The sequence below is a fragment of the Alistipes sp. genome, from assembly GCF_020026455.1.
Lineage (GTDB): Bacteria > Bacteroidota > Bacteroidia > Bacteroidales > Rikenellaceae > Alistipes.
Genome location: NZ_JAHHQJ010000007.1, coordinates 14014 through 33818 on the forward strand (window position 1 = coordinate 14014; position 19805 = coordinate 33818).

The 19805-nt window shown below is 47.6% G+C and carries 13 protein-coding genes and 1 tRNA gene; 12 read left to right on the plus strand and 2 right to left on the minus strand.

The annotated features are described in order from the left end of the window. Positions 1-49 precede the first annotated feature (49 nt). Positions 50-140, plus strand: a tRNA-Ser gene (locus QZ460_RS05470). Positions 141-264: 124 nt separating this feature from the next. Then, on the plus strand, positions 265-696 hold the full coding sequence (locus tag QZ460_RS05475; protein ID WP_290540578.1) for a hypothetical protein: 432 nt from the start codon (positions 265-267) through the stop codon (positions 694-696). 226 nt (positions 697-922) lie between these two features. On the opposite strand, the gene QZ460_RS05480 is transcribed toward QZ460_RS05475, so the two are convergent. Continuing rightward, positions 923-2080, minus strand: a complete 1158-nt coding sequence (locus tag QZ460_RS05480; protein ID WP_290540579.1) for a hypothetical protein — start codon at positions 2078-2080, stop codon at positions 923-925. A gap of 414 nt (positions 2081-2494) precedes the next feature. On the opposite strand from QZ460_RS05480, the gene QZ460_RS05485 reads away from it, so the two are divergent. From QZ460_RS05485 to tnpB, 5 genes are all read left to right on the plus strand, one after another. Beyond that, complete coding sequence (locus QZ460_RS05485) at positions 2495-2827, plus strand: hypothetical protein (RefSeq protein WP_290540580.1); 333 nt, start codon at positions 2495-2497, stop codon at positions 2825-2827. 151 nt (positions 2828-2978) lie between these two features. Further along, positions 2979-3227: a hypothetical protein gene (locus tag QZ460_RS05490; RefSeq protein WP_290540581.1), complete on the plus strand. Its 249-nt coding sequence runs from the start codon at positions 2979-2981 to the stop codon at positions 3225-3227. Positions 3228-3777: 550 nt separating this feature from the next. Beyond that, positions 3778-4023 (plus strand): hypothetical protein, encoded by a 246-nt coding sequence (locus QZ460_RS05495; RefSeq protein WP_290540582.1) that lies wholly within the window; start codon positions 3778-3780, stop codon positions 4021-4023. 98 nt (positions 4024-4121) lie between these two features. Beyond that, complete coding sequence (locus QZ460_RS05500; protein ID WP_290540583.1) at positions 4122-5555, plus strand: hypothetical protein; 1434 nt, start codon at positions 4122-4124, stop codon at positions 5553-5555. 671 nt (positions 5556-6226) lie between these two features. Beyond that, a complete protein-coding gene (tnpB, locus tag QZ460_RS05505; protein WP_290540584.1) occupies positions 6227-6481 on the plus strand; it encodes an IS66 family insertion sequence element accessory protein TnpB in 255 nt (84 codons plus the stop codon). Between the two features lie 156 nt (positions 6482-6637). On the opposite strand, the gene QZ460_RS05510 is transcribed toward tnpB, so the two are convergent. Then, positions 6638-10561 (minus strand): hybrid sensor histidine kinase/response regulator transcription factor, encoded by a 3924-nt coding sequence (locus tag QZ460_RS05510; RefSeq protein WP_290540585.1) that lies wholly within the window; start codon positions 10559-10561, stop codon positions 6638-6640. Between the two features lie 384 nt (positions 10562-10945). Here QZ460_RS05510 and QZ460_RS05515 point away from each other — a divergent pair, with 384 nt between their 5' ends. The 5 genes from QZ460_RS05515 to QZ460_RS05535 are packed head-to-tail and all read left to right on the plus strand — an operon-like array spanning position 10946 to position 19595. After that, the gene (locus QZ460_RS05515) at positions 10946-11989 is read left to right on the plus strand and encodes a glycoside hydrolase family 130 protein (RefSeq protein WP_290540586.1); all 1044 of its coding nucleotides are present in this window, start codon (positions 10946-10948) and stop codon (positions 11987-11989) included. 9 nt (positions 11990-11998) lie between these two features. Then, entirely contained in the window at positions 11999-13252 is a 1254-nt protein-coding gene (locus QZ460_RS05520) for an MFS transporter (protein ID WP_290540587.1), read from the plus strand. After that, positions 13245-14966 carry a hypothetical protein gene (locus QZ460_RS05525; RefSeq protein WP_290540588.1) on the plus strand — a complete coding sequence of 574 codons (1722 nt, stop codon included), beginning with the start codon at positions 13245-13247 and terminating at the stop codon, positions 14964-14966. Before QZ460_RS05520 ends, QZ460_RS05525 begins: the two co-directional genes overlap by 8 nt. Before the next feature lie 28 nt (positions 14967-14994). Continuing rightward, complete coding sequence (locus QZ460_RS05530; RefSeq protein WP_290540589.1) at positions 14995-18093, plus strand: TonB-dependent receptor; 3099 nt, start codon at positions 14995-14997, stop codon at positions 18091-18093. Between the two features lie 17 nt (positions 18094-18110). Next, complete coding sequence (locus QZ460_RS05535) at positions 18111-19595, plus strand: RagB/SusD family nutrient uptake outer membrane protein (protein ID WP_290540590.1); 1485 nt, start codon at positions 18111-18113, stop codon at positions 19593-19595. Positions 19596-19805: the final 210 nt, after the last annotated feature.

Below are 19805 nucleotides of genomic sequence, written 5' to 3' on the forward strand. Positions count from 1 at the left end.
CTGCTATTTGCAGAATCGGGAAATATTGTGTACTTTTGGGGCACATTTCGGAAAGATGCAGGAGTGGTTGAACTGGCCCGCCTGGAAAGCGAGTAAACCCCTAAAGGGTTTCAGGGGTTCGAATCCCCTTCTTTCCGCCAAAGAAAGACAAATAATCAAGCAATGCACTGTAAAATTCAAATTTACAGTGCATTTTGTTGTTGGACCCAACCAGAAAAATGCAGTTTTAAGCAGATTACCTGTGCCTGTTCGGTGGAACTGAATATGGCTAAAAACGCACGGCAATTTAGCTTTAATTTACTGACATATAACTATATGGTTTCTTTCCAAAATGAATCCGAGTACTTTAAAATAGAAACAAAAGCAATAAAAGGAATCGACCCTGAAAAACGTGAAGCTGCGTTAGAAACAATTATTATCATACCAAATAGTCATATTGTTTCCGATAAAGTTCGATTAGTATTATCGGACAAAAAATCCAAAATGCTTGTCGGAGAAAAAATCATCTGCCAACTGTTAATTGATTCTTCCGGTTCAATAAAAGGCATTAAATACATCATCCCAAACAAAGTCTTTCAACTATTGACCGCACAAGATTTTGATATAATTGATCGGTTATTAAGGGAAACTTTAAATTTTGAGATTGGCGATGAATCTGTTCCATATATGATGCCGGGTATAAAAATCGAGTTATGAATTTGCAAGGGAATCGCCTGACCACATACCTGGGCCACCCAAGGACAGGCAATGGATCATGACGGAGCGGCAGAAGGCCCTTATCCCGAGCAACATTCCCCTGCAGGAGATTCCGCAGCTCATCATCGAAAAACATAGGGGATACACGAAGAACGGACTGCCGTTGCCAATTTCCAATCAAAAGGCGAACATGTATTTGAAGGGAATTTGGGAAACTTATGCAAAGTTATTTTACACCGAAAATATTCGACAATTTTTCCAATGATTCCAAAAAATTTCGATTCAATTCCGCTTCTCGGCGCTCGAAAGCAATCATTTCATCGTAATCTTTTCCGTATCGCATTCGTTTGTTCCACAACTCCGGATCATAAGGATGACCCTGCCAGGTTATCATCTTCCGATCCAGTTTAATTCGTTTGGGGGTATCTCTGCAACCGGTGATGTAATATGCTTCGGCAAGATTATCGGTAAACATGGAAACAAATGCCTCTCTGATACGAGAACATTTCTCATTGATCGAATTGTTCCGGTGATTGGAAATTTTTAAAACACTGTCTTGTATTTTCGTATAATCGCTCCGGTTCGATAATGTTTTATAGATGAAGTTGAGTTTTCGCATATATTCCGGATTGCTTAAATCCCGGAACATAATTCCTCGCGGATAATCCAGAAAGAGAAAATAAACAGCCTTGGCCAACGGCGTCATCTTGATCTCCATATTTCCGTAGTCCGGCAGAAAAATACGATAGTCCGCCGTTATCTCCATACGGCTTAACTGCGGTTGGTGCATGTCCAAAATCTCTCGCAGCAACGTATCATACCCATACCGTTGCAGTATCTCGATATTCTTTTCGACCTCCATCGTCAGCCGATAGGCGATTTCGGAGAAGTCTCGATCCGCGTCTTCACCCGGATACTCATCCGGAAGTTCATCGGGGACGATCTGTAAACTATTGAAAACCTCATGGTTCTTTGCATTTTGCAGAAGCCGTGCAATATCGTCCGGTTTATCCGGAAAGACACAGATAATCTTTCTCTGGCCTCTTTTAAGGTCGTACGCAGCAGTCAACAACATCGGTTTATCCGAGCACGGCACTTTCAGCCGGTTGAATAATTTGTGGGTTAAATCGGCTGTAAAGGATTCTCCCGTCTTAGTCGTTCGATATTCCCCGGGATAATTGTAGCTCAATATTTCGGTTGCCGGTTTTTGGCCATAGTAGATAAAAGACCTGTTTTTGGTTCGAAGCATTTCCGACAATTCATGAAAATTAGCCCGAATATAGGTATGATATGGTTCGCAATATTCAGGTTCCAGATAATAGATGCTTCCCGATGCCAAAAATTGCGGACAACCGCCAGAAAAGGTGAGGGTACGACGCTGCATAATCCATTCTTTTCTGCAAAATACGAAATTATTCCGAGATATTTTTACCATCGCAAGCCTTGCAAAGATAAAAATGCAGTTTATTTCTCCATTACCTTTGTCCAAGCAACAGCCGAAGACGTCCTATGTTGGAATGAATGGAAAAATTAGTATATTTGCTGCGGGGATCTGCGACGGATCGCCGACATATCTTTCCACGAGGAAAGCGTTTGACTGATTCTTTCTAACGAAGTCTGGTAAATTTCAAGCAGGAGAATAGGCAAACCCGTTTCACGCCTATGGTATTTCAGGCGTGGGCTGTTGCTTATTTTACTGCAAGGTTTACCAGAGCCCGTTAGATAGAATAAGTTGACGGTACCACGCTTTCTTTTTGATTACTAACCAGCCGGGGTACGGGCGAAAAACAACTATCTTATGTTTAGTTTTTTATTTGGAAATTCCAAACAAGGAGAGCTCCTGCGACAGAAGTATGCAACGATTATTCAGCGCTTGTCTAATGAAGGGCAAGCCGTCATCTTCAAAGAAACTAAATCTGTAGTGGCATGGGGCGTGGCCAATATGGGCGGTAAAACTATTTTCAAAATTAAAGATAATGGAAGTTCCGACATCGATGTTTCATATTTGTCTGAGAGCCCTTTCTTTGGGAAATTTGAGAAAAGGTGGAGTTTTCCATCTGGCATGGAGCAGAATGAAATAGTTGATAAAATGAACATTGATATTCAAAAACTTTTTACAAATGGACGATAGAAAGAAAAATAGAATTCGGCATTATTGTAAACTATTGAGACTTCCTGCATGGGACACAAAAGACTTATTACAATATATTTCCGTATATTTTGACGCTCCGTGCTCAGTCGAATTCATGTCTATAAAAACAAAAATCCTAAAATTGGATATTATGAATGTTGCCGAACGGTTAATTGAATATTTGGAAATCGAAGAGCGAAATTTTAGGGAATATAAAGCGCAGTATTCAGACACTCCGGATGATATGATTTGGCTGAAGGTTTATCAAGAAATGGATAAGGTAATAAAGCATGAAATTAGCGATGCAAAGGCAATCGCAAATATTAGTGCCGCAAACAGAGGCTGCTATGTCATCGTTATTTTTATTATATTACTTCTCGTTTATTTCTGTTTATTTTAAAATTACAATATAATGAAAAAGTCACTTATTACAATGTTGTTAGGGTTAACTATAATATTGTTAGGAGCAACAATATTATTTCATTCCGAATACAAAAGATGTGGTTTGAACAGATACAGCAATGCGACAGTTTAAAGCGTGAAACTGGGCAAAAGCTAGTGAAGTGTTATTCTCTGATTCAACGGATGCAAACTTATAACTCGATACTGAATATCACATTATCAAACTATAAGATACCATTAACATATTTCAAATCTATATGCGATATGCATACTGATTGGGGCCCATCCATTTGGATTGATTTCGTTGATTATAAGAATGAGGCGGATCGGCAAACACAGGATTTAATCTCGCGGCTAAAGTCCGGGCAATCTAATGTAGAGATACTGAGAATCGAATCAATCCCAAATTGACAAAGACTTTTTATACATCGAATTTCCGTCATCTTCATTTCTGATTTTACTACTCGTAGTTCGTAGCTCTGTTCTGAGGAAAATATATACTTAAATCCTAACATATAAGTAGATCGTCTAAATAGATTGAATACATTATGAAGAATTTCCTATTGATCTTGTTGTTATTACTATGTTCCTGCAATGATACTAAACAAAATGAAATAGACGAACTACAATGCCGACTTTCGCTATTGGAATTGGAAATTGCGGAACGAGATACGCAAATCAAGACTTTGGAAGATAGGATTGATATACTGTCAGACGAAATTGCAAACAATGAATTGGCAAAGAAACAGGCAGAGGCAATTTTCGCCGCAACTATGAATACTGATGATTATTAATTTGTTTCTGTTCCACCATGTGCCGCATTATATTAATTCTTAGCATAACGATTTTTGTATCTTGCGTTTATCATTCTACGAAAGATGAAAATGTTGGCATGGAAGATTTAGCAGAAGAATCGTTACCACCACAATCTTCTTGGTTTGTCAAAAGCACCGATCCTGCCGATTCGGTATGGATTGGTGTGCTCGACCGGATTCCGTTGTCGCCGACTATTGACGAAGAGAGTCTGATCAACGTCTATTTCAAATACAAACAGCCGATAAAAGGCTATGAGGTGACTGCTCGCTGGATGCTTTCCAATGCCCACAGTCGGGATGGATATATCGTCATGAATTTCCGAGATACGAATTCCGGCGCATCATTTCATGTAAATTCCGATGAATACGCCAATTTCAATACGAATGAAGTTGCTCACGCCGACAATTTCAAGGAATATTACGATGGAGATGTTTACTATTTCGAGTATCCGGCCAAAGAGGAGTGGCAGGACAGCCTATATTTACTGGGACATACCCCGCCTTTTCAGTTTCTCGACGTGGATTTTGACGGCAAAGATGAACTGCTCATTTCCGAGTGGGGAAACTATCTCCCCAACAATTATCATCAGGTATATAAAATCCGGGGAAACACTCTTGTCAAACAGGATTATGTGCCGCTTGCCCGGCTTTCTAACAATTCTCAAATAGATACGGTTCATCAAATCATCGTATTGCGTGAACATAACGGGCCTGATGATATAGCGGATCTTTATTTTTCCAAAACCACTGCGCCGGTTCTAAAGATAGAGCCGCCGCAATTAAAAACATGGAGCGGACAATCCATCGTTGAAGAATACGCGAGATTATCATGCCATCGCTTTTCTTTGGATTCTATTTACTCATATCACAATGATTCTCTGTATAAATACCTGAACATTAGCATTGCCTCTAATGAACGACATCGGGAAAGATTGCGCGAATATGAAAAGATTTCCCAAATATTCGATAAATACTACGATCCGTCGTGGGATTTTCCCGGAGATTATACTATCGGAATCGCAGATTTTCCTATGCCTGAATCTTCCAAACGGTTAGTTCTTCGATACAAAACTCTCTTTGCAAAGGAAGCTGAAACTTGGGCAGAACTCATGGATAAGAGTTTTAGGAGATGGTTGTCAAAAGAAATAAAAGTCAAAGATTATTCGGTTGCTAACTATTGGCAGGAGATGAAGTTGATTCGGGCTGCGTCGCTACGGAATTTTTATATGTCCTTGTGTAATGGAGATTTCATTCCCGATCAAGATTACACCCCGATTGATACCGTGGAGATAAACCGGTTATCTTCGGTTGAAGAATATCAAAATACTACCGAGCAAAAGCGGTGGATAGCTTGGTTTAAGTCACGGGAACGAATTTCCCCATTTTTACCACCAAAACTTCGCAAAGTATGGGATAATTGCACCTATAAAGCATGTCATTTAAGGCTCAAACAACTTATGATTCGGCATATGCAAGCTGACTCAACCAAACAAGTTCAAAAAAGAAATTAATGCTTTTATCTTAACTTCACATAACATACAAAAAATTAAGTCCCCCTTTTGAATTATTTAATTTATCTCATAATTTGACTATATCACACAACTTCACTATCTTTGTGTTAACCAAGTGCAACACAGGGCGAAACGATGCAAATTGGCTGTGACTTATTCAGTGCACTTATTGGAGTCGAGACATAACAGACTTACATACAGCGGAATATGGGAAAGATTCTTTCCCCTCTCCTTCCGCAAGAAGCCGAAAGGAAGCATCCGAAGAAATATACATTGCCCCCTAGGGTTTGATTGTAGTTTTGCACACGCGAAAAGAATCAACCCCTAATTGTAATGAACAGATCCGAATTTGAAGAATTGGAATTTCAGTTTCAACAAAGCGAGCAGCCATTGAAGTTGTACCTGCAACAGGCAGGGTGTAAGTTATTCAACCTATCACTATTAGCGTAAAAAATGTGCTGTCGAAAAAGAGAGTATCAAACAGGAGTTGGCTCCCATCAGTTTCAAGCACCCCACTGCAGAACAGACTTTGGGAGAACCGGTAGTACAGGGTGTAGCCTTACTTTTCCCCAACGGACTGCATGCCCACTTCGGGAACGGATCCGAGAAACTGTTGCTGGAACTTCTGACCCATAGTCTTGAAAGTGGCCATGTTTAGCCGGAACGATACGATGCGCTACTTTCTGTGTCCCGGCAGGACAGATATGCGCAAGGGCATCAGTTCATTGTGCGGATTGATGCATGAGAAGATGAAGAGCGAAGCGCGGAACGGAGACGTGTTCATCTTTGTCGGGTCCGGCCGCAAACTCAAGAAACTGCTTCATGCGGAAGACGGTGGCATAGTGATGTACATCAAACGGCTGGAGGCGGGTCGCTTCAAACTGCCGGAATACGCCGCTGAATCAAACAGCTATCCCATGGAATAGTGTGATTCGGTAATGATGGTTGAAGGTATTCAGGGGAACCCGTGGCAGAGGCTCCTGCAAGATTGCAGACTCTTCGATTTAAATAACATGCGGTCGGATGCGCCCGACCCCAACCTGTAATTCCACGAGGATTCGGGTCGGGGTCAGGAAGCACTCCTATTGCTTATTCCTGTAATTTCGCGGTGAGACTCCATATTGTTTCTGGAACTCACGATAGAAATAGGACTTGTTCGAAAAACCGCTATTGTACATCGTCTCAAGCACGGTGTATTTGGTCGTCCGCAACAATTTGCTGGCATGTTCGAGTCGAAGCGTTCGGATAAACTCACTCGGAGTCTTGTGTGTCAACTCCTTAAACTTACGGTAGAGGGTCGCCTTGCTGACTCCGACAAAATCGGCCACCGCCGAAGGACTCAGCGATTCGTCTTCGATATTGGCCAAAATAAACGAAGATACCTCCTCTATCAGTTTTTCATCCTCAGGATGCAGTATGATACCATCCTTCACCCTGACGGACGAAATGCTCGAATTGAAATAATCCTTCAGCAAGTTTTGACGCGACAGCAGATTCTCCACAACCGTGACGATCTGGCGAGGATGGAACGGCTGGGCGATGAAGGCATCGGCCCCGTGGTCGAATGCCTTGATCTGCGCCTCAACCGAAGCATTGGACGAGATGCAAATGATGGGAATGTAGCTGATCCTGGAGTTGCTCCGGATACGGTCAATCAGCATAAATCCGTCGATGGTGTGCATACCCATATCGCAGACGATAATATCGGGATGATGGCTCTCAGTCAACAAAAGCGCATCGGCGCCGTCTTCCGACAGGATGACCGTATATTCCTGCAAGATATCCTTCAACAGATCCCTTATACCGGCCTTCTCCCCGACCACAAACACCGTCTTGTCCCGGGAATTCTCTTCCGGTTTCGCGTCCTGACCGGCAGACTCCTCCGTAACGGAATCCACAACGGCCAATGTCACTGCATCCAACGGAGGAATCGACACCGAAATTTCGACATATTTGCCCAACTCGCTGTTGATGGAAATCTCTCCTCCCAGCTGTTCAATCAACTTCTTTGTAAGATTCAAGCCGATACCGCTGCTCACCGAATCGGTCTGTTTCATGGTATCGAAAACCTTGTACTTGTTGAAAATCTCCGTCATTTGAGAATCGGAAAGTCCCGTTCCCGAATTCCGGAAGACCAACAAAAGACGGCCGTCCGGTGCACTCTGGCTGACAGCAACATGGATATAACCTTTGGGGGCCGTATATTTGAAGGCATTGGACAACAGATTGAAAATGATTTTCTCCAACGTATCGCGATCGGAGCAGAACGTCTCCACCCCGTGAACATCAACCACAAAATCGATTCTGTTGTCGTTCAGTATATCCGTATAGTTATCCGCTACGGAACTTATGATTTCGCTCACTCCAACATATTCGGGTTGCAGCTGCGGCATTTCGACATTGGAACGATGGAACGCCATGAGTTCTTTGATGAGCTGCTGCATCCGCTCGGCATTATTGGCAATGACCCGCAGGTATTTCCGGGTCTCATCCGAGAGGCCCGGCTGCTCCAAAAGATGCTGCGTGGGAGTATAGATCAGCGTCAGCGGAGTGAAAAACTCATGTGCCACGTTGGTAAAGAAATTCAACTTCGAAGCATAGAGTTTCTGCTCATGGCGTTTTTCCGTTTGTGCGATGAGAATCTGCTTGCTCATCTTGATGCGGTTGCGCACCACCGAACGAATCACGATAAAAAGGAGTATGGCTGCCAACAGATACAGACACAAAGCGACACGCCCCAACCACCATGGATAACCGACTTCGATGATCAATCCGTACACAGAATTGCTCCACACCTTGTCCCCGTTGCTGCATTTGAGTTCGAAATAATAAGTCCCTGGGGGCAGCTGGGCAAAAGTCACATCGGGATTGGTTCCCATATCCATCCACGCGTCGGACTGATTGACCAGTCGATAGGCGTATCTGCAATTCTTGTTGTTAATCAGATCATGGGCTATAAAATTCAAGGACACTTGACGCTCGTCATACTTCAGTTTCAATACCCCATCGATGATACGGTCGCTAATTTTCTGCTCACGGTTGTAAATCTTCAACCGGTTGAGGCTTACGCCCGCATTATACATCCTGCGGTGCACTCCCTTTGGATTGAGATAGTTGAGACCGCGCACTCCTCCGAAGAACAACAACCCGCGGCTGTCCTTGAAGAACGCTCCATCGGAAAATTGGTCGTTCTGCAATCCGTCCGTGAAATTATAGTCGACCACCCGCGAAGTCGCCGTCTCGATATGGGAAAGCCCCTTATTGGTGCTAAGCCACAAATCACCCTCATCATCCTTCAAGATGCCGAGAATACTTCGGTCGTTCCACTTTTCGTCAACAACCGGCACCGGGAGGTAATTCCGGTCCAGCCGGTTGAGACCGTAACTTGTACCTATCCACATGAAGTCTCTGTCGCAGAACATACACAGGATATCCCTATCGGTAAGCACGGATTTCGGATTCACGCTCTCCAATGCACGGATTTGCTCGTCGGAATCCACACAGAAGAGTCCCCCACCCCGTGTTCCCAACCAGAGACGATGGTTGTCGTCGGAGCAAAGCGCATAGATCACATCGTTGGTCAACACCTTGTCCTTCGACGAGACGTATTGCCGGACGGATGTCACACCATAAGAACCGTTTTTCTGCTCCAGATGCATCTTGAAGAGTCCGTAGCCGGAGGTTCCGACCCACAGCACCGTATCGTCGTGTGTAAATGCCAAACTGTAAACAGCCTTGAAGAAGGAGTAGTCGCGAGGAATATCCAATTGCTCGATTGCCCCGTTCCGTCTGATGATGGTAATACCGCAGCCTTCGCTCCCCACAAAGATATCGCCACAGCGGTTTTTACGCATCACATAGACCGAGTTCGACTTCAGACCGTCGGCCCGACTCAGATAGTCTTCAATCTCGTCAGTGGACGTCGATAGCATCTTGATGCCGCTACCTTTGGTGCCGACCAATATCCGGCCTTCCTCCACTTCGCAGAAACATCTCACGGCACTGGGCGTAAAGACCGTTCTGAAGGAAGAACTGTAGGGGTGCAGCTGGATGAGCCCCTGGCCGTCGGTACCCACCCACAATATATTCTGACTTCCGGCATAGATGGAGAAGACCGAAATCTGACGCGAAATCTCTTCGATGTAAGCAAAAGTATTCCAGGTCAGATCATAACTGATACATCCGCCGTCAATATAACTCACATACATCAGATTCTCGCGGAGAATGATTTGCGAAACCGTCTTTCCGACAGGAAGCCGAACCACATACTCCTCGTGCATCTGCGCATCATAGACATAGACAAGGCCGCTTTTATGCAACACCGTGTACTCCCCCGACCTGTAGATTTGGGTAGCAGAGGAATCAATCGTCTGAAAAAGGCAATCGGATGCATCGGCAAGAAACGAATTGAAATCCGATTTTTCCACTCCCCCGTTATTCATCAGAAAGATGATGTCTCCAGCATCATTGAGGACAAAGTTCTTCACCTTGTCGGCAAAATCGGTGTGCAGGGGGAGGAATCTGTCTTCGACAGACGAATAACTGAAAAAATCCACCCCTTTGACCAAACACACAATCTCTCCGCCGGGGCCCTTCTGCAGGATAAAGGACTTCTCCTTGTTGGGAATCGTCATCTCCCGAGTCAGAGCATAGCGCCTAACGGAGTAGGTATAACGGTCAACGGCATTGATCCCGTTGTCGGTCGACACCCACAAACGATTGCCCTGCTCTATGATTTGACGAATCACATTATTGCTCAATGATCCGACATCGTCTTTACGATATCGGAGCGTCGTAATATCTCTTCCATTGTAGATATTCAATCCATCCCAAGTGCCAATCCACAAAGTATGCGAACTGTCTTCGTGAATACAGTTGATGGAATTATTGCTCAGACCGTTGATGCCGGAAATGTATTGAACGGCATTCGCGGCACCGACTCCGGAAACCGTAGCAACAAGCAACAAACATGTCAGAAAAACACGTCGGAAATAGGGAGATTTCATATCGCTTTTACCCGTTGGATTGTGTATGAAAAAACAAATATAGTGAAAATTCCAGTTCTCCCATAGACAAGTCCGACCGAAAACAGGCTCCAAAAAAACCGCAAAAGAGTCTTTTGCTCGAGCCGATTCCTGCCTCTGGATTTCGGTGTTATATTTTGAGTTTTTTTATTAGTATACTCTTTTGAGAATATAGTACACCTGCCACAAAACACACAAAAACCAAAATATCAATACATTACAAATGTAATACATATTTCATAACATTCATGAAACATGATTTCTGAAAAATGGAGGTTGTAGACTGATTTGAGAAGCAATCGAACCGACAAATGGCTTTTATGAGGTAATTTTGCTCAAGAAACCCAAACCAAAACACGAAACAAAATGGACATAGCCCAAAGATGTGAAAAAAATCCGATATTGGTTCCCCGAGATTTGAAATCAGGGATCGACGGAATGGAAATTACCTGCCTGCTCAATCCGGGCGTATTCAGATATGACGGAAAAATATGGCTGCTCCTGCGCGTAGCCGAACGCCCCATACAGCAAGACAACAGAATCAGCTTCCCCATTTATAATAAGGACGGAAAAATCGAAGTATTGAGTTTTTCGAAAGACGATCCTGACCTGGATGCATCCGATGCTCGCGTCATTGGGTACAAAGGAAAGAATTATCTAACCACGATGTCTTACCTGCGTCCCGTGTCGAGTACCGACGGTATACACTTCAAGGACGACCCCGATTTTCCGCCCATCTTCGGACAAGGAGAGCTGGAGTCTTTCGGAATCGAGGATTGCCGCGTCGCCGTGATGGATGACGGCTATTACCTCACCTTCACGGAGGTGTCGGCTAAAGCAGTAGGAGTAGGACTCATCCGCACGGTCGACTGGAAGCACTTCGAACGCATGGGCATGATTTTTCCGCCCCACAACAAGGACTGCGCTCTCTTCGAAGAAAAAATCGGCGGCATGTATTATGCCTTTCACAGGCCCAGCAGTCCCGAACTGGGCGGAAACTACATATGGACGGCCGAATCCCCCGACAGGGTACATTGGGGCAACCACAAATGTATAGCCACCATGCGCGACAACATGTGGGACTGTGCCCGTGTAGGCGCCGGCGCTTCACCCATAAAAACCGAAGAGGGATGGCTTGAAATCTATCACGGCGCCGATTACGACAACCGCTACTGTCTGGGAGCGCTGCTCTTGGATTCGGACGATCCGTCAAAGGTCCTGGCCCGCAGTGAAGATCCCATCATGGAACCCATAATGCCCTATGAGCAGTCCGGATTCTTCGGCAATGTCATTTTCTCAAATGGACAACTTGTCGACGGCGACGACATCACCCTCTATTACGGAGCCAGCGACGAGGTCATCTGTCGGGCGGAACTCAAAATATCGGACATCATAAAAACGCTGAAATAATCTGCAGTGATGAACAAATTAAGAAAAGAGTATCTGTTCTTCAAGCAGCAGCCGCACAACATGAAGATCCTGCTCCTTACCAACATGCTCTACGCTCTGGTGCTCCCTGTCGTAGAAATATTTGTGGGAGCTTACATCATGCGCAATACCAGCAACCCCGTAATGGTGGCCTTTTATCAGCTGGCCATGTACATGGGACTCGTAGCCACGTCCGTTGTTAACGGCTTTCTGCTGAAACACCTGAAGTCCAAGGCGCTCTACGCCGCAGGAATTCTCATAAGCGGGATCTCCATGTTCGGCATGATGTCTTTCCGATCTCTAGGATTCACAGAGTTGGGGCTTGCCGGATTTATCATGGGCGGAGCTTCGGGGTTCTTCTGGGCCAACCGCTACCTGCTGGCCTTCTACAACACCAACGACGACAACAGAAATTACTTCTTCGGCCTGGAGTCGTTCTGTTTCTCCATCTCCTCCATCGGCGTTCCCCTGATTATAGGCGCATTCATCAGTCAGGCCGATGGACACGAACTACTTGGCGTCACGCTCGACATCAATGCCTGCTACCGGATCGTCACCATAATCATGGCCCTGATTACCCTGGCCGCATGTTGCGTGTTATGGAGAGGCAAATTCGAAACCTCTACCGAAAACAGGTTCCTGTATTTCCACTACCACTCCCTATGGAGGAAAATGCTGTGGATGTCAGGGCTGAAAGGCATGGTACAGGGCTTTCTGGTGACGGCTCCGGCTATTCTTGTGCTGAAATTCGTGGGAGATGAAGGTGCTCTGGGGCTGATTCAGGGAATCAGCGGAGCCATCACGGCCTTACTGGTCTACATTCTCGGACGAATCGCCCGACCCGAAGACCGGATCCGGATTTTCGTCGGCGGTCTCGTCATCTTCTTTGCAGGGGCACTCTGCAACGGGATATTGTACTCCTCGCTCGGTGTTATCCTGTTCGTCCTTTGCAAAGTCATCTTTCAACCTCTGTTCGATCTGGCCTATTTCCCGATCATGATGCGCACCATCGACATTGTGGCCAAAATAGAACGGCGCAACGAATATACCTACATCATGAGTCACGAAATGGGACTCTTCCTGGGCCGAACATTCGGACTGCTGTTGTTCATCTTTCTGGCCCATGCCGTCTCTCAGGATTTTGCACTCAAATATGCGCTCGTCATCGTAGCAGGCATACAGCTGTTAGCCTACCCTCTTGCCAAGAAAATAACCAACCATCCTATCAACCGAAAACATGAATAAGATAAGCGCGATACTGTTTTGTGCTACCACACTCCTATCCTGCATCTCCAACCACTCGTGGGGCGACAGTGTGGCTCAAGTATCCATTCCCAGAGTTGATTCCATGCCCGACATTCCTGCATCCTACAAGATGCTCGACTGGAGACGGAAAGCCATTGACTACGACCGTTTTGTCTTCGACTGGGACAACTCCGGGCCGTTGGGCCCGCTGATCTGGAAGGACGACTCCCGAAGGAACATCGATCAGACCACCTTCGGCCTCTACACGGCCCTCAAAGATATCCGACAAGGACAACATGCCAACAACGGAGAGTTCCACGAAAGTCTCAACGTACTGACCGCTATCCTGGGCGCAGGTCTGGTGGGCATCGACAAGACAAACCAAGACGGCTACAACTATGTCAGGATGGCACAGAATTACTTCAATGCCGACAACGGGTGGAACATCGTAATGAACAACACCAATCCGCACGTCGCTCAATTGGGAGGCGGTTACGGACGAGACTGGTGGTACGACATACTGCCCAATGCTCTCTACTATGCCGTGTGCGACGTATTCCCGGGAGTCGACGGTGCCGACGCCATTCAGAAAAGCATCGCCGAACAGTTTGTCAAGGCCGACTCCGTACTGAACGGCAACTACGACTACTCGTTCTTCGACTACAAGAATATGAAAGGACACGTCAGCCACATTCCCATGCAACAGGATGCTGCAGGTGGCCATGCCTACGTTTTGCTCTGCGCCTATCACAAATTTGGTGATACCCGCTACCTGGCTCATGCCAAAAGTGCCGTCGAGGCACTCCTGTCGCAAAAAGAAAGCCGTTTCTACGAAGCACTCCTGCCGCTGGGAATCTACACGGCGGCTTATCTCAATGCCACACAGCACACGCAATACGATGTAGCCCGACTGCTGAACTGGGTATTCGACGGCTGCTCCAGCCTGACAGGACGCACCGGATGGGGCATCATCGTCGGCAAATGGGGCGAATACGATGTCAGCGGCCTGCAGGGCAGCATCACCGACGGCGGAGGATATGCCTTCCTGATGAACAGCATAAAACCCGCATGGCCGCTGGTCCCAATAGTCAAATACCAGCCCCAATACGCCACGGCCATCGGAAAGTGGATGCTCAACAACGCCAGTGCCTGCCGCCTGTTCTATCCCTTGGAAATAGACGATATGCACCAGTGGGCCCCCGAACTGAAAAACCTGACCCACAACAACATTGCCTATGAGGGTTTGCGCAAATTCGACGACTATGGCAAAGCCTCCCTGCGCGGAGTGAGTCCCGTGGCTATCGGCGACGGCCCCAAATGGATTGCAGGCAATCCCACAGAGAGTATGTTCAGTGTCTACAGTTCGTCTCCCGTAGGCATTTTGGGTGCACTCATCGACACGACCGATATCGAAGGCATTCTGCGCATCGACTGCAATGCCACGGACTTCTATGCCGACAGAACCTACAAGACCTATCTATATTACAACCCCTACGACGAAAACAGAACGGTGGTCTACAAGACCGAGGCGCATTGCGACCTGTTCGACATTGTCGCCAAGGAGTATGTATTGCACGACGTGACCGGAAATCGGGAAATCGAATTGCCGGCACACGCATCACGCGTGATTGTCGAATTGCCCGCCGGCACACGGCTGCGGGAGCAGGACGGGCAGATACTTACCGATTCGGGGCACGTGATCGCTTACCGCTAACCAGACTATTAACCCAAAAACCATTATCATGAATCTGTTTACTTTTGGCAAATTTCGGATCAAGCAGCTTCCATACATGCTGCTCGTCCTCATTCTGTCGGAAATGCACGCCTTTGCGCAAGAAAAACCTCACACGATTTCGGGTACGGTATACAACGAAACCGGAGAGTCGCTTGTGGGCGTAACCATCATCAACAAGGCCAACGGACAGGGTTGTGTGACCGACGCCGACGGAGCCTTCACCATTGCCGCCCAAATCCACGAGACGCTGCAATTCTCCTTCGTCGGCTACATCACCAGGGACCACACCGTAGAGAACAGCAGCCCTCTGCAAATCACACTGAAGGAGGAGACGCAGAAACTCGACGACGTAATTGTAGTGGGTTATGCCGCACAAAAGAAATCGACCATCACGGGCGCCATCACCAATGTCAATATGAACGACACTGAAAAACGCCGCGTGTCCAATCTCTCACAGGCGCTCCAAGGCCAGATTGCGGGTGTGAACATCACACAGAGCACGGGAGCGCCCGGTGACGAGATCTCGATGATCATCCGCGGCGAAGGCACCATCGGCAACAACAGCCCCCTGTACATCATCGACGGTGTACCTTCACGCACCATGACCTTCCTCAACCCGTCGGACATCAAATCCATATCGGTATTGAAGGACGCATCGGCGGCGGCTGTTTACGGTTCGCGAGCCTCGGGAGGTGTAGTGGTCATCACCACCAAAAACGGCGAAGCAGGCAAGACCAATGTCGAGGTCAATTACTACTACGGGATGCAGCACGCAGTCCGCCTGCCCAAGATGCTCAATGCGTCGCAGTACATGAATCTGATGGAGACGGCATGGAACAACTCGGGATACCAAGGGGCCAACCCCTATACGGCCGACAAGGGCAGAGCCGATTTTGCAGACACAGACTGGCTCGACGAACTCTTCGACATGGGACAAACCCACAATATTCAGGCGACACTCAGCGGCGGCAACCAGAAAGCCAACTACATGATTTCGGCAGGTTACCTCACACAGGACGGCATGGTCGTCTACGACAACGACCGCTACAGCCGGTTCAACCTACGTTCGAATATCAACGCAAAATATTTCAATCGTCTCAATGTTGGGGTCAACGTACAGCTGACCTATGCCATTCAGGACAAATTGAATTCCAAAGGCGATGCTCCCGGCATCATCCGCCACGCCCTGCTGCGTCCCTCGATCATTCCGGTCTACAAGAACCCCAACGACCCGACCTACAAGGCCAATGACCCGTTCACCGATCTCCCCTTCTACAAATTCAACGACAGAAACGGAGGCTGGGAGAGTGACAAATATGAATGGACCTCAAATCCCATTGCTCTGGCCTGCTACACTGATGACCAGCGCAGACAGTACACCTCTTTCGGCAATGTGTTTGCCGAATATGAATTCTTGAAGGACCTCTCGCTGAAGTTCCGCACCAATGTGGGCTTTGACCTGAATCTCTACCACAACAAGAACTTCAGGATCAATTTCGGCGATGACGACGGCGGCGGTTCGGGCAAAGACAAGGGCTTGGGACGCCAGAATCGTCCCTCGGGCCTGGACGAAAATCGCGGCGAGAGCTACACCATCACATGGAACAACACGCTCAATTACATCAAGCAGGTGGGACACCATCAGATCAATGCGGTGGCCGGCACGGAGTTCATCACCAACTACGAATCCTCCATCGGCGCTTCGCGTCTGCGATACGACTACATCAACGACACCTTCCGCTATCTCGATTTCGGTGGCACGGAGTCGGACGTATGGAACAGCGGCAGCGGTGCGGAATGGGCTTTGATGTCCGTATTTGCGTCGGCCACCTATGTTTTCGGCAACAGATACATGATTACGGGGAACTTCCGCGCCGACGCCTCTTCTCGATTCGCCAGCAACAACTCTTGGGGATTCTTCCCCTCGGCCTCGGTAGGTTGGAAAATATCGGAAGAGAACTTCATGAAAAACATATCGTGGTTGTCAGACTTGAAACTGCGAGGCAGCTGGGGGCAGTTGGGCAATCAGGAGATTGACAACTACACGTTCATGACTCTGTTGAAAAAAGACGGCGACAAATATGTGATTTCACGCTACGGAAATCCCGATCTGAAGTGGGAGACCTCCGAGCAGTGGAACGTGGGTATCGATTTTGGAGCCTTCCACAACAAGCTCTACATCTCGGCAGACTATTTTACCAAGACAACTTCCGACATTCTGCTACCCGTCTCGCTGCCTTCGTTTGTGGGAAACGTATCGCCCACCATTGTCAACGCGGGCGTGGTACGCAACCGCGGATTCGAACTCTCGGCCCTGTATCGCGACAAGATCGGCGATTTCAATTTCAGCATCAACGGCAACCTGGCTACCCTGAACAACAAGGTGTTGAAAATGCACCCCAGCCTGCCCCACATCGACGGATTGGCTACCCGGACCACTGTCGGCAGACCCCTCAACTCCTATTATGGTTTTGTGATGGAGGGCATCTATCAGAACGAAACTGAAATCAAGGAGCATCTCCACGCTCTTGCACAACCCTCGGCACGTCCCGGCGACATCCGCTTCAAGGATCTGGACAACAACGGCAAGATTGACGACAAGGATCGCGGATTCTTGGGAAGCCCCATTCCCAAACTCACCTACGGACTCACATTGAACGGCGAGTACAAAGGCCTCAGCGTATCCATATTGTTCCACGGTGTGGCCGGCGTCAAGCGATACAACGATCTGAAGAAGATTCTGAACTACGACTCCCGCCCGTTCAACAGTACGACTGACGCCCTGGATTACTGGCACGGAGAAGGTACCAGCAATTCGGTTCCGCGCCCCTCGTTCACCGACAACGGCGGAAGCAGAATATCGAACATATTCGTAGAAGACGCCTCCTTCTTCCGACTGAAGAATCTCGAAATCGGCTATTCGTTTGCCCGGTTACTCCAAAGGACGAAATCCAATCTTTCGGACTTGAGAGTCTATTTCTCGGCCGAAAATCTATTCACCGTCACCGATTACACCGGACTGGATCCCGAAATCGTCGATTTAGTCGACTACGGAACCTATCCTCAGGCACAATCGTTTACCATCGGGGTCAACATCAAATTCTAACTCAAAAAAAGACGATCATGAAAAAATATATCGCATTATTGGGCATGGCCGGTCTGCTGTCCATGACGGCATGTGACAAATATCTGCACAAGGCTCCCATCGGACTGCTGACACCTGACATCGTCAATACGGAGCCCTCCATTTCCAGCATCCAATATTCGGTCAACTCCTCCTATCAGATGCTGTCGGGAACACTGAATCTGCTCGGTGATTGGAACTGGAACGAAGGGCTTGTCACTCGCAACGATTTTGTCGTCTACGACATCGCTTCGGACGACGCCAACAAGAAATGGAATCCCGACGGCGACCAACCCTGGATGGACGAAATTCACAACTACACGTTTATCGCCTCCAACGGCGCATTCTTCGGTTTCTGGAGTTATCAATACGAAGGGATCTCCCGTTGCAACATGGCATTGAGTTATCTGACCGACGAGAAGATCATCCAAAAGGCAGGCATGGACCAAACCCAAAGAAACCAGCTGTTGGGCGAGGCATACTTCCTGAGAGCGTTCTACTATTTTGATCTGGTGACCAACTTCGGCGATGTCCTTCTTCTGACGCAGCCTATCAAAGATTTCAACGACGCCTATTCCTCAACGACGCGCGTGGCAAAAGAGGAAATCTGGAAACTGATAGACAAAGACCTTCTCTTGGCCAAAGGCTGTCTCTCCTCCGCCAAGTATCCCATAGCGGAAGAGCCTTGGAGGGCATCCAAAGGTGCGGTCATCGCCATGCAGGCCAAAGCGGCACTATACCGGGAAGACTATCAAGGGGTACTTAATGCCATCGGAGAGTTGGAAGGCATGGGATATTACCGTCTCAATGACAATTATTACGATTGTTTCGATGTCACCAAAGAATTTACCGAGGATGAGGTCATCTTTGCCTACAACCATCAGGAGAAGATGATTCCCCGCAACGGCAACGGATTGTGTGCACTTCTGGGATGGGGTTTTCTGGCTCCGACCGAAAGTTTCATCAAGGAGTTCGAAGACGGCGACCCCCGTCTGGACCTGACTGTCAATATCGAAGACAAACTCCTCTACAAATTACTGGGAACATTGACCAAAGACAACCTGGGCAACGATGATTCTCCGAGCAACAAGATATACATCCGCTTCGCCGACGTACTGTTGTGGAAAGCCGAAGCATTGCTGAAGATCGGCAGCACTGCGGAGGGTATAGACATCATCAATCAGGTCAGAGACCGCGCCCGCAACACCGAAGGGATAAACGGGACAAAAGAGCGTCGGAAAGTCTTGCCGCCCCGCGACCGCACGGCCTCGAAGGAGCAGGCCTGGCAATGGCTCATTCACGAACGCCGCGTGGAGTTGGGCATGGAGTCCCATCGGATGAGAGACCTGCGACGCTGGCACATCGCCAAGGAAGTACTCAACGCCAACGGACAATCCTTCTCCGATTGCCATTTCCTGTTCCCCATCCCGCAGCAGGACATTGACAAATCGGGAGGCAAACTGACCCAAAACGAAGGTTATTAAATCAGACAAACAACCAAAAGCCCACGGAGCTAAAGCTCCGTGGGCTTTTTTTAAGTGAAGCCACTAAAGGTATTTTAACGACATCTCGACCTTGTTGGCAATATCCGCAATGCGGGATGTCGGGCGGCGGGACCGAGTGCAGGTACGGGTGCAAACCGAGATCGAGCCCGGGCGGTGGGCGGCAAGGGCCCTGCCCTGCCGGAGCGGAGG

Coding starts and splice junctions, on each gene's coding strand:
- QZ460_RS05495 (WP_290540582.1), top strand. CDS start 3,778: ATGAAGAATTTCCTATTGATCTTGTTGTTATTACTATGTTCCTGCAAT.
- QZ460_RS05485 (WP_290540580.1), top strand. CDS start 2,495: ATGTTTAGTTTTTTATTTGGAAATTCCAAACAAGGAGAGCTCCTGCGA.
- QZ460_RS05535 (WP_290540590.1), top strand. CDS start 18,111: ATGAAAAAATATATCGCATTATTGGGCATGGCCGGTCTGCTGTCCATG.
- QZ460_RS05520 (WP_290540587.1), top strand. CDS start 11,999: ATGAACAAATTAAGAAAAGAGTATCTGTTCTTCAAGCAGCAGCCGCAC.
- QZ460_RS05480 (WP_290540579.1), bottom strand. CDS start 2,080: ATGCAGCGTCGTACCCTCACCTTTTCTGGCGGTTGTCCGCAATTTTTG.
- tnpB (WP_290540584.1), top strand. CDS start 6,227: ATGCGCTACTTTCTGTGTCCCGGCAGGACAGATATGCGCAAGGGCATC.
- QZ460_RS05500 (WP_290540583.1), top strand. CDS start 4,122: ATGGAAGATTTAGCAGAAGAATCGTTACCACCACAATCTTCTTGGTTT.
- QZ460_RS05510 (WP_290540585.1), bottom strand. CDS start 10,561: ATGAAATCTCCCTATTTCCGACGTGTTTTTCTGACATGTTTGTTGCTT.
- QZ460_RS05475 (WP_290540578.1), top strand. CDS start 265: ATGGCTAAAAACGCACGGCAATTTAGCTTTAATTTACTGACATATAAC.
- QZ460_RS05515 (WP_290540586.1), top strand. CDS start 10,946: ATGGACATAGCCCAAAGATGTGAAAAAAATCCGATATTGGTTCCCCGA.
- QZ460_RS05525 (WP_290540588.1), top strand. CDS start 13,245: ATGAATAAGATAAGCGCGATACTGTTTTGTGCTACCACACTCCTATCC.
- QZ460_RS05530 (WP_290540589.1), top strand. CDS start 14,995: ATGAATCTGTTTACTTTTGGCAAATTTCGGATCAAGCAGCTTCCATAC.
- QZ460_RS05490 (WP_290540581.1), top strand. CDS start 2,979: ATGAATGTTGCCGAACGGTTAATTGAATATTTGGAAATCGAAGAGCGA.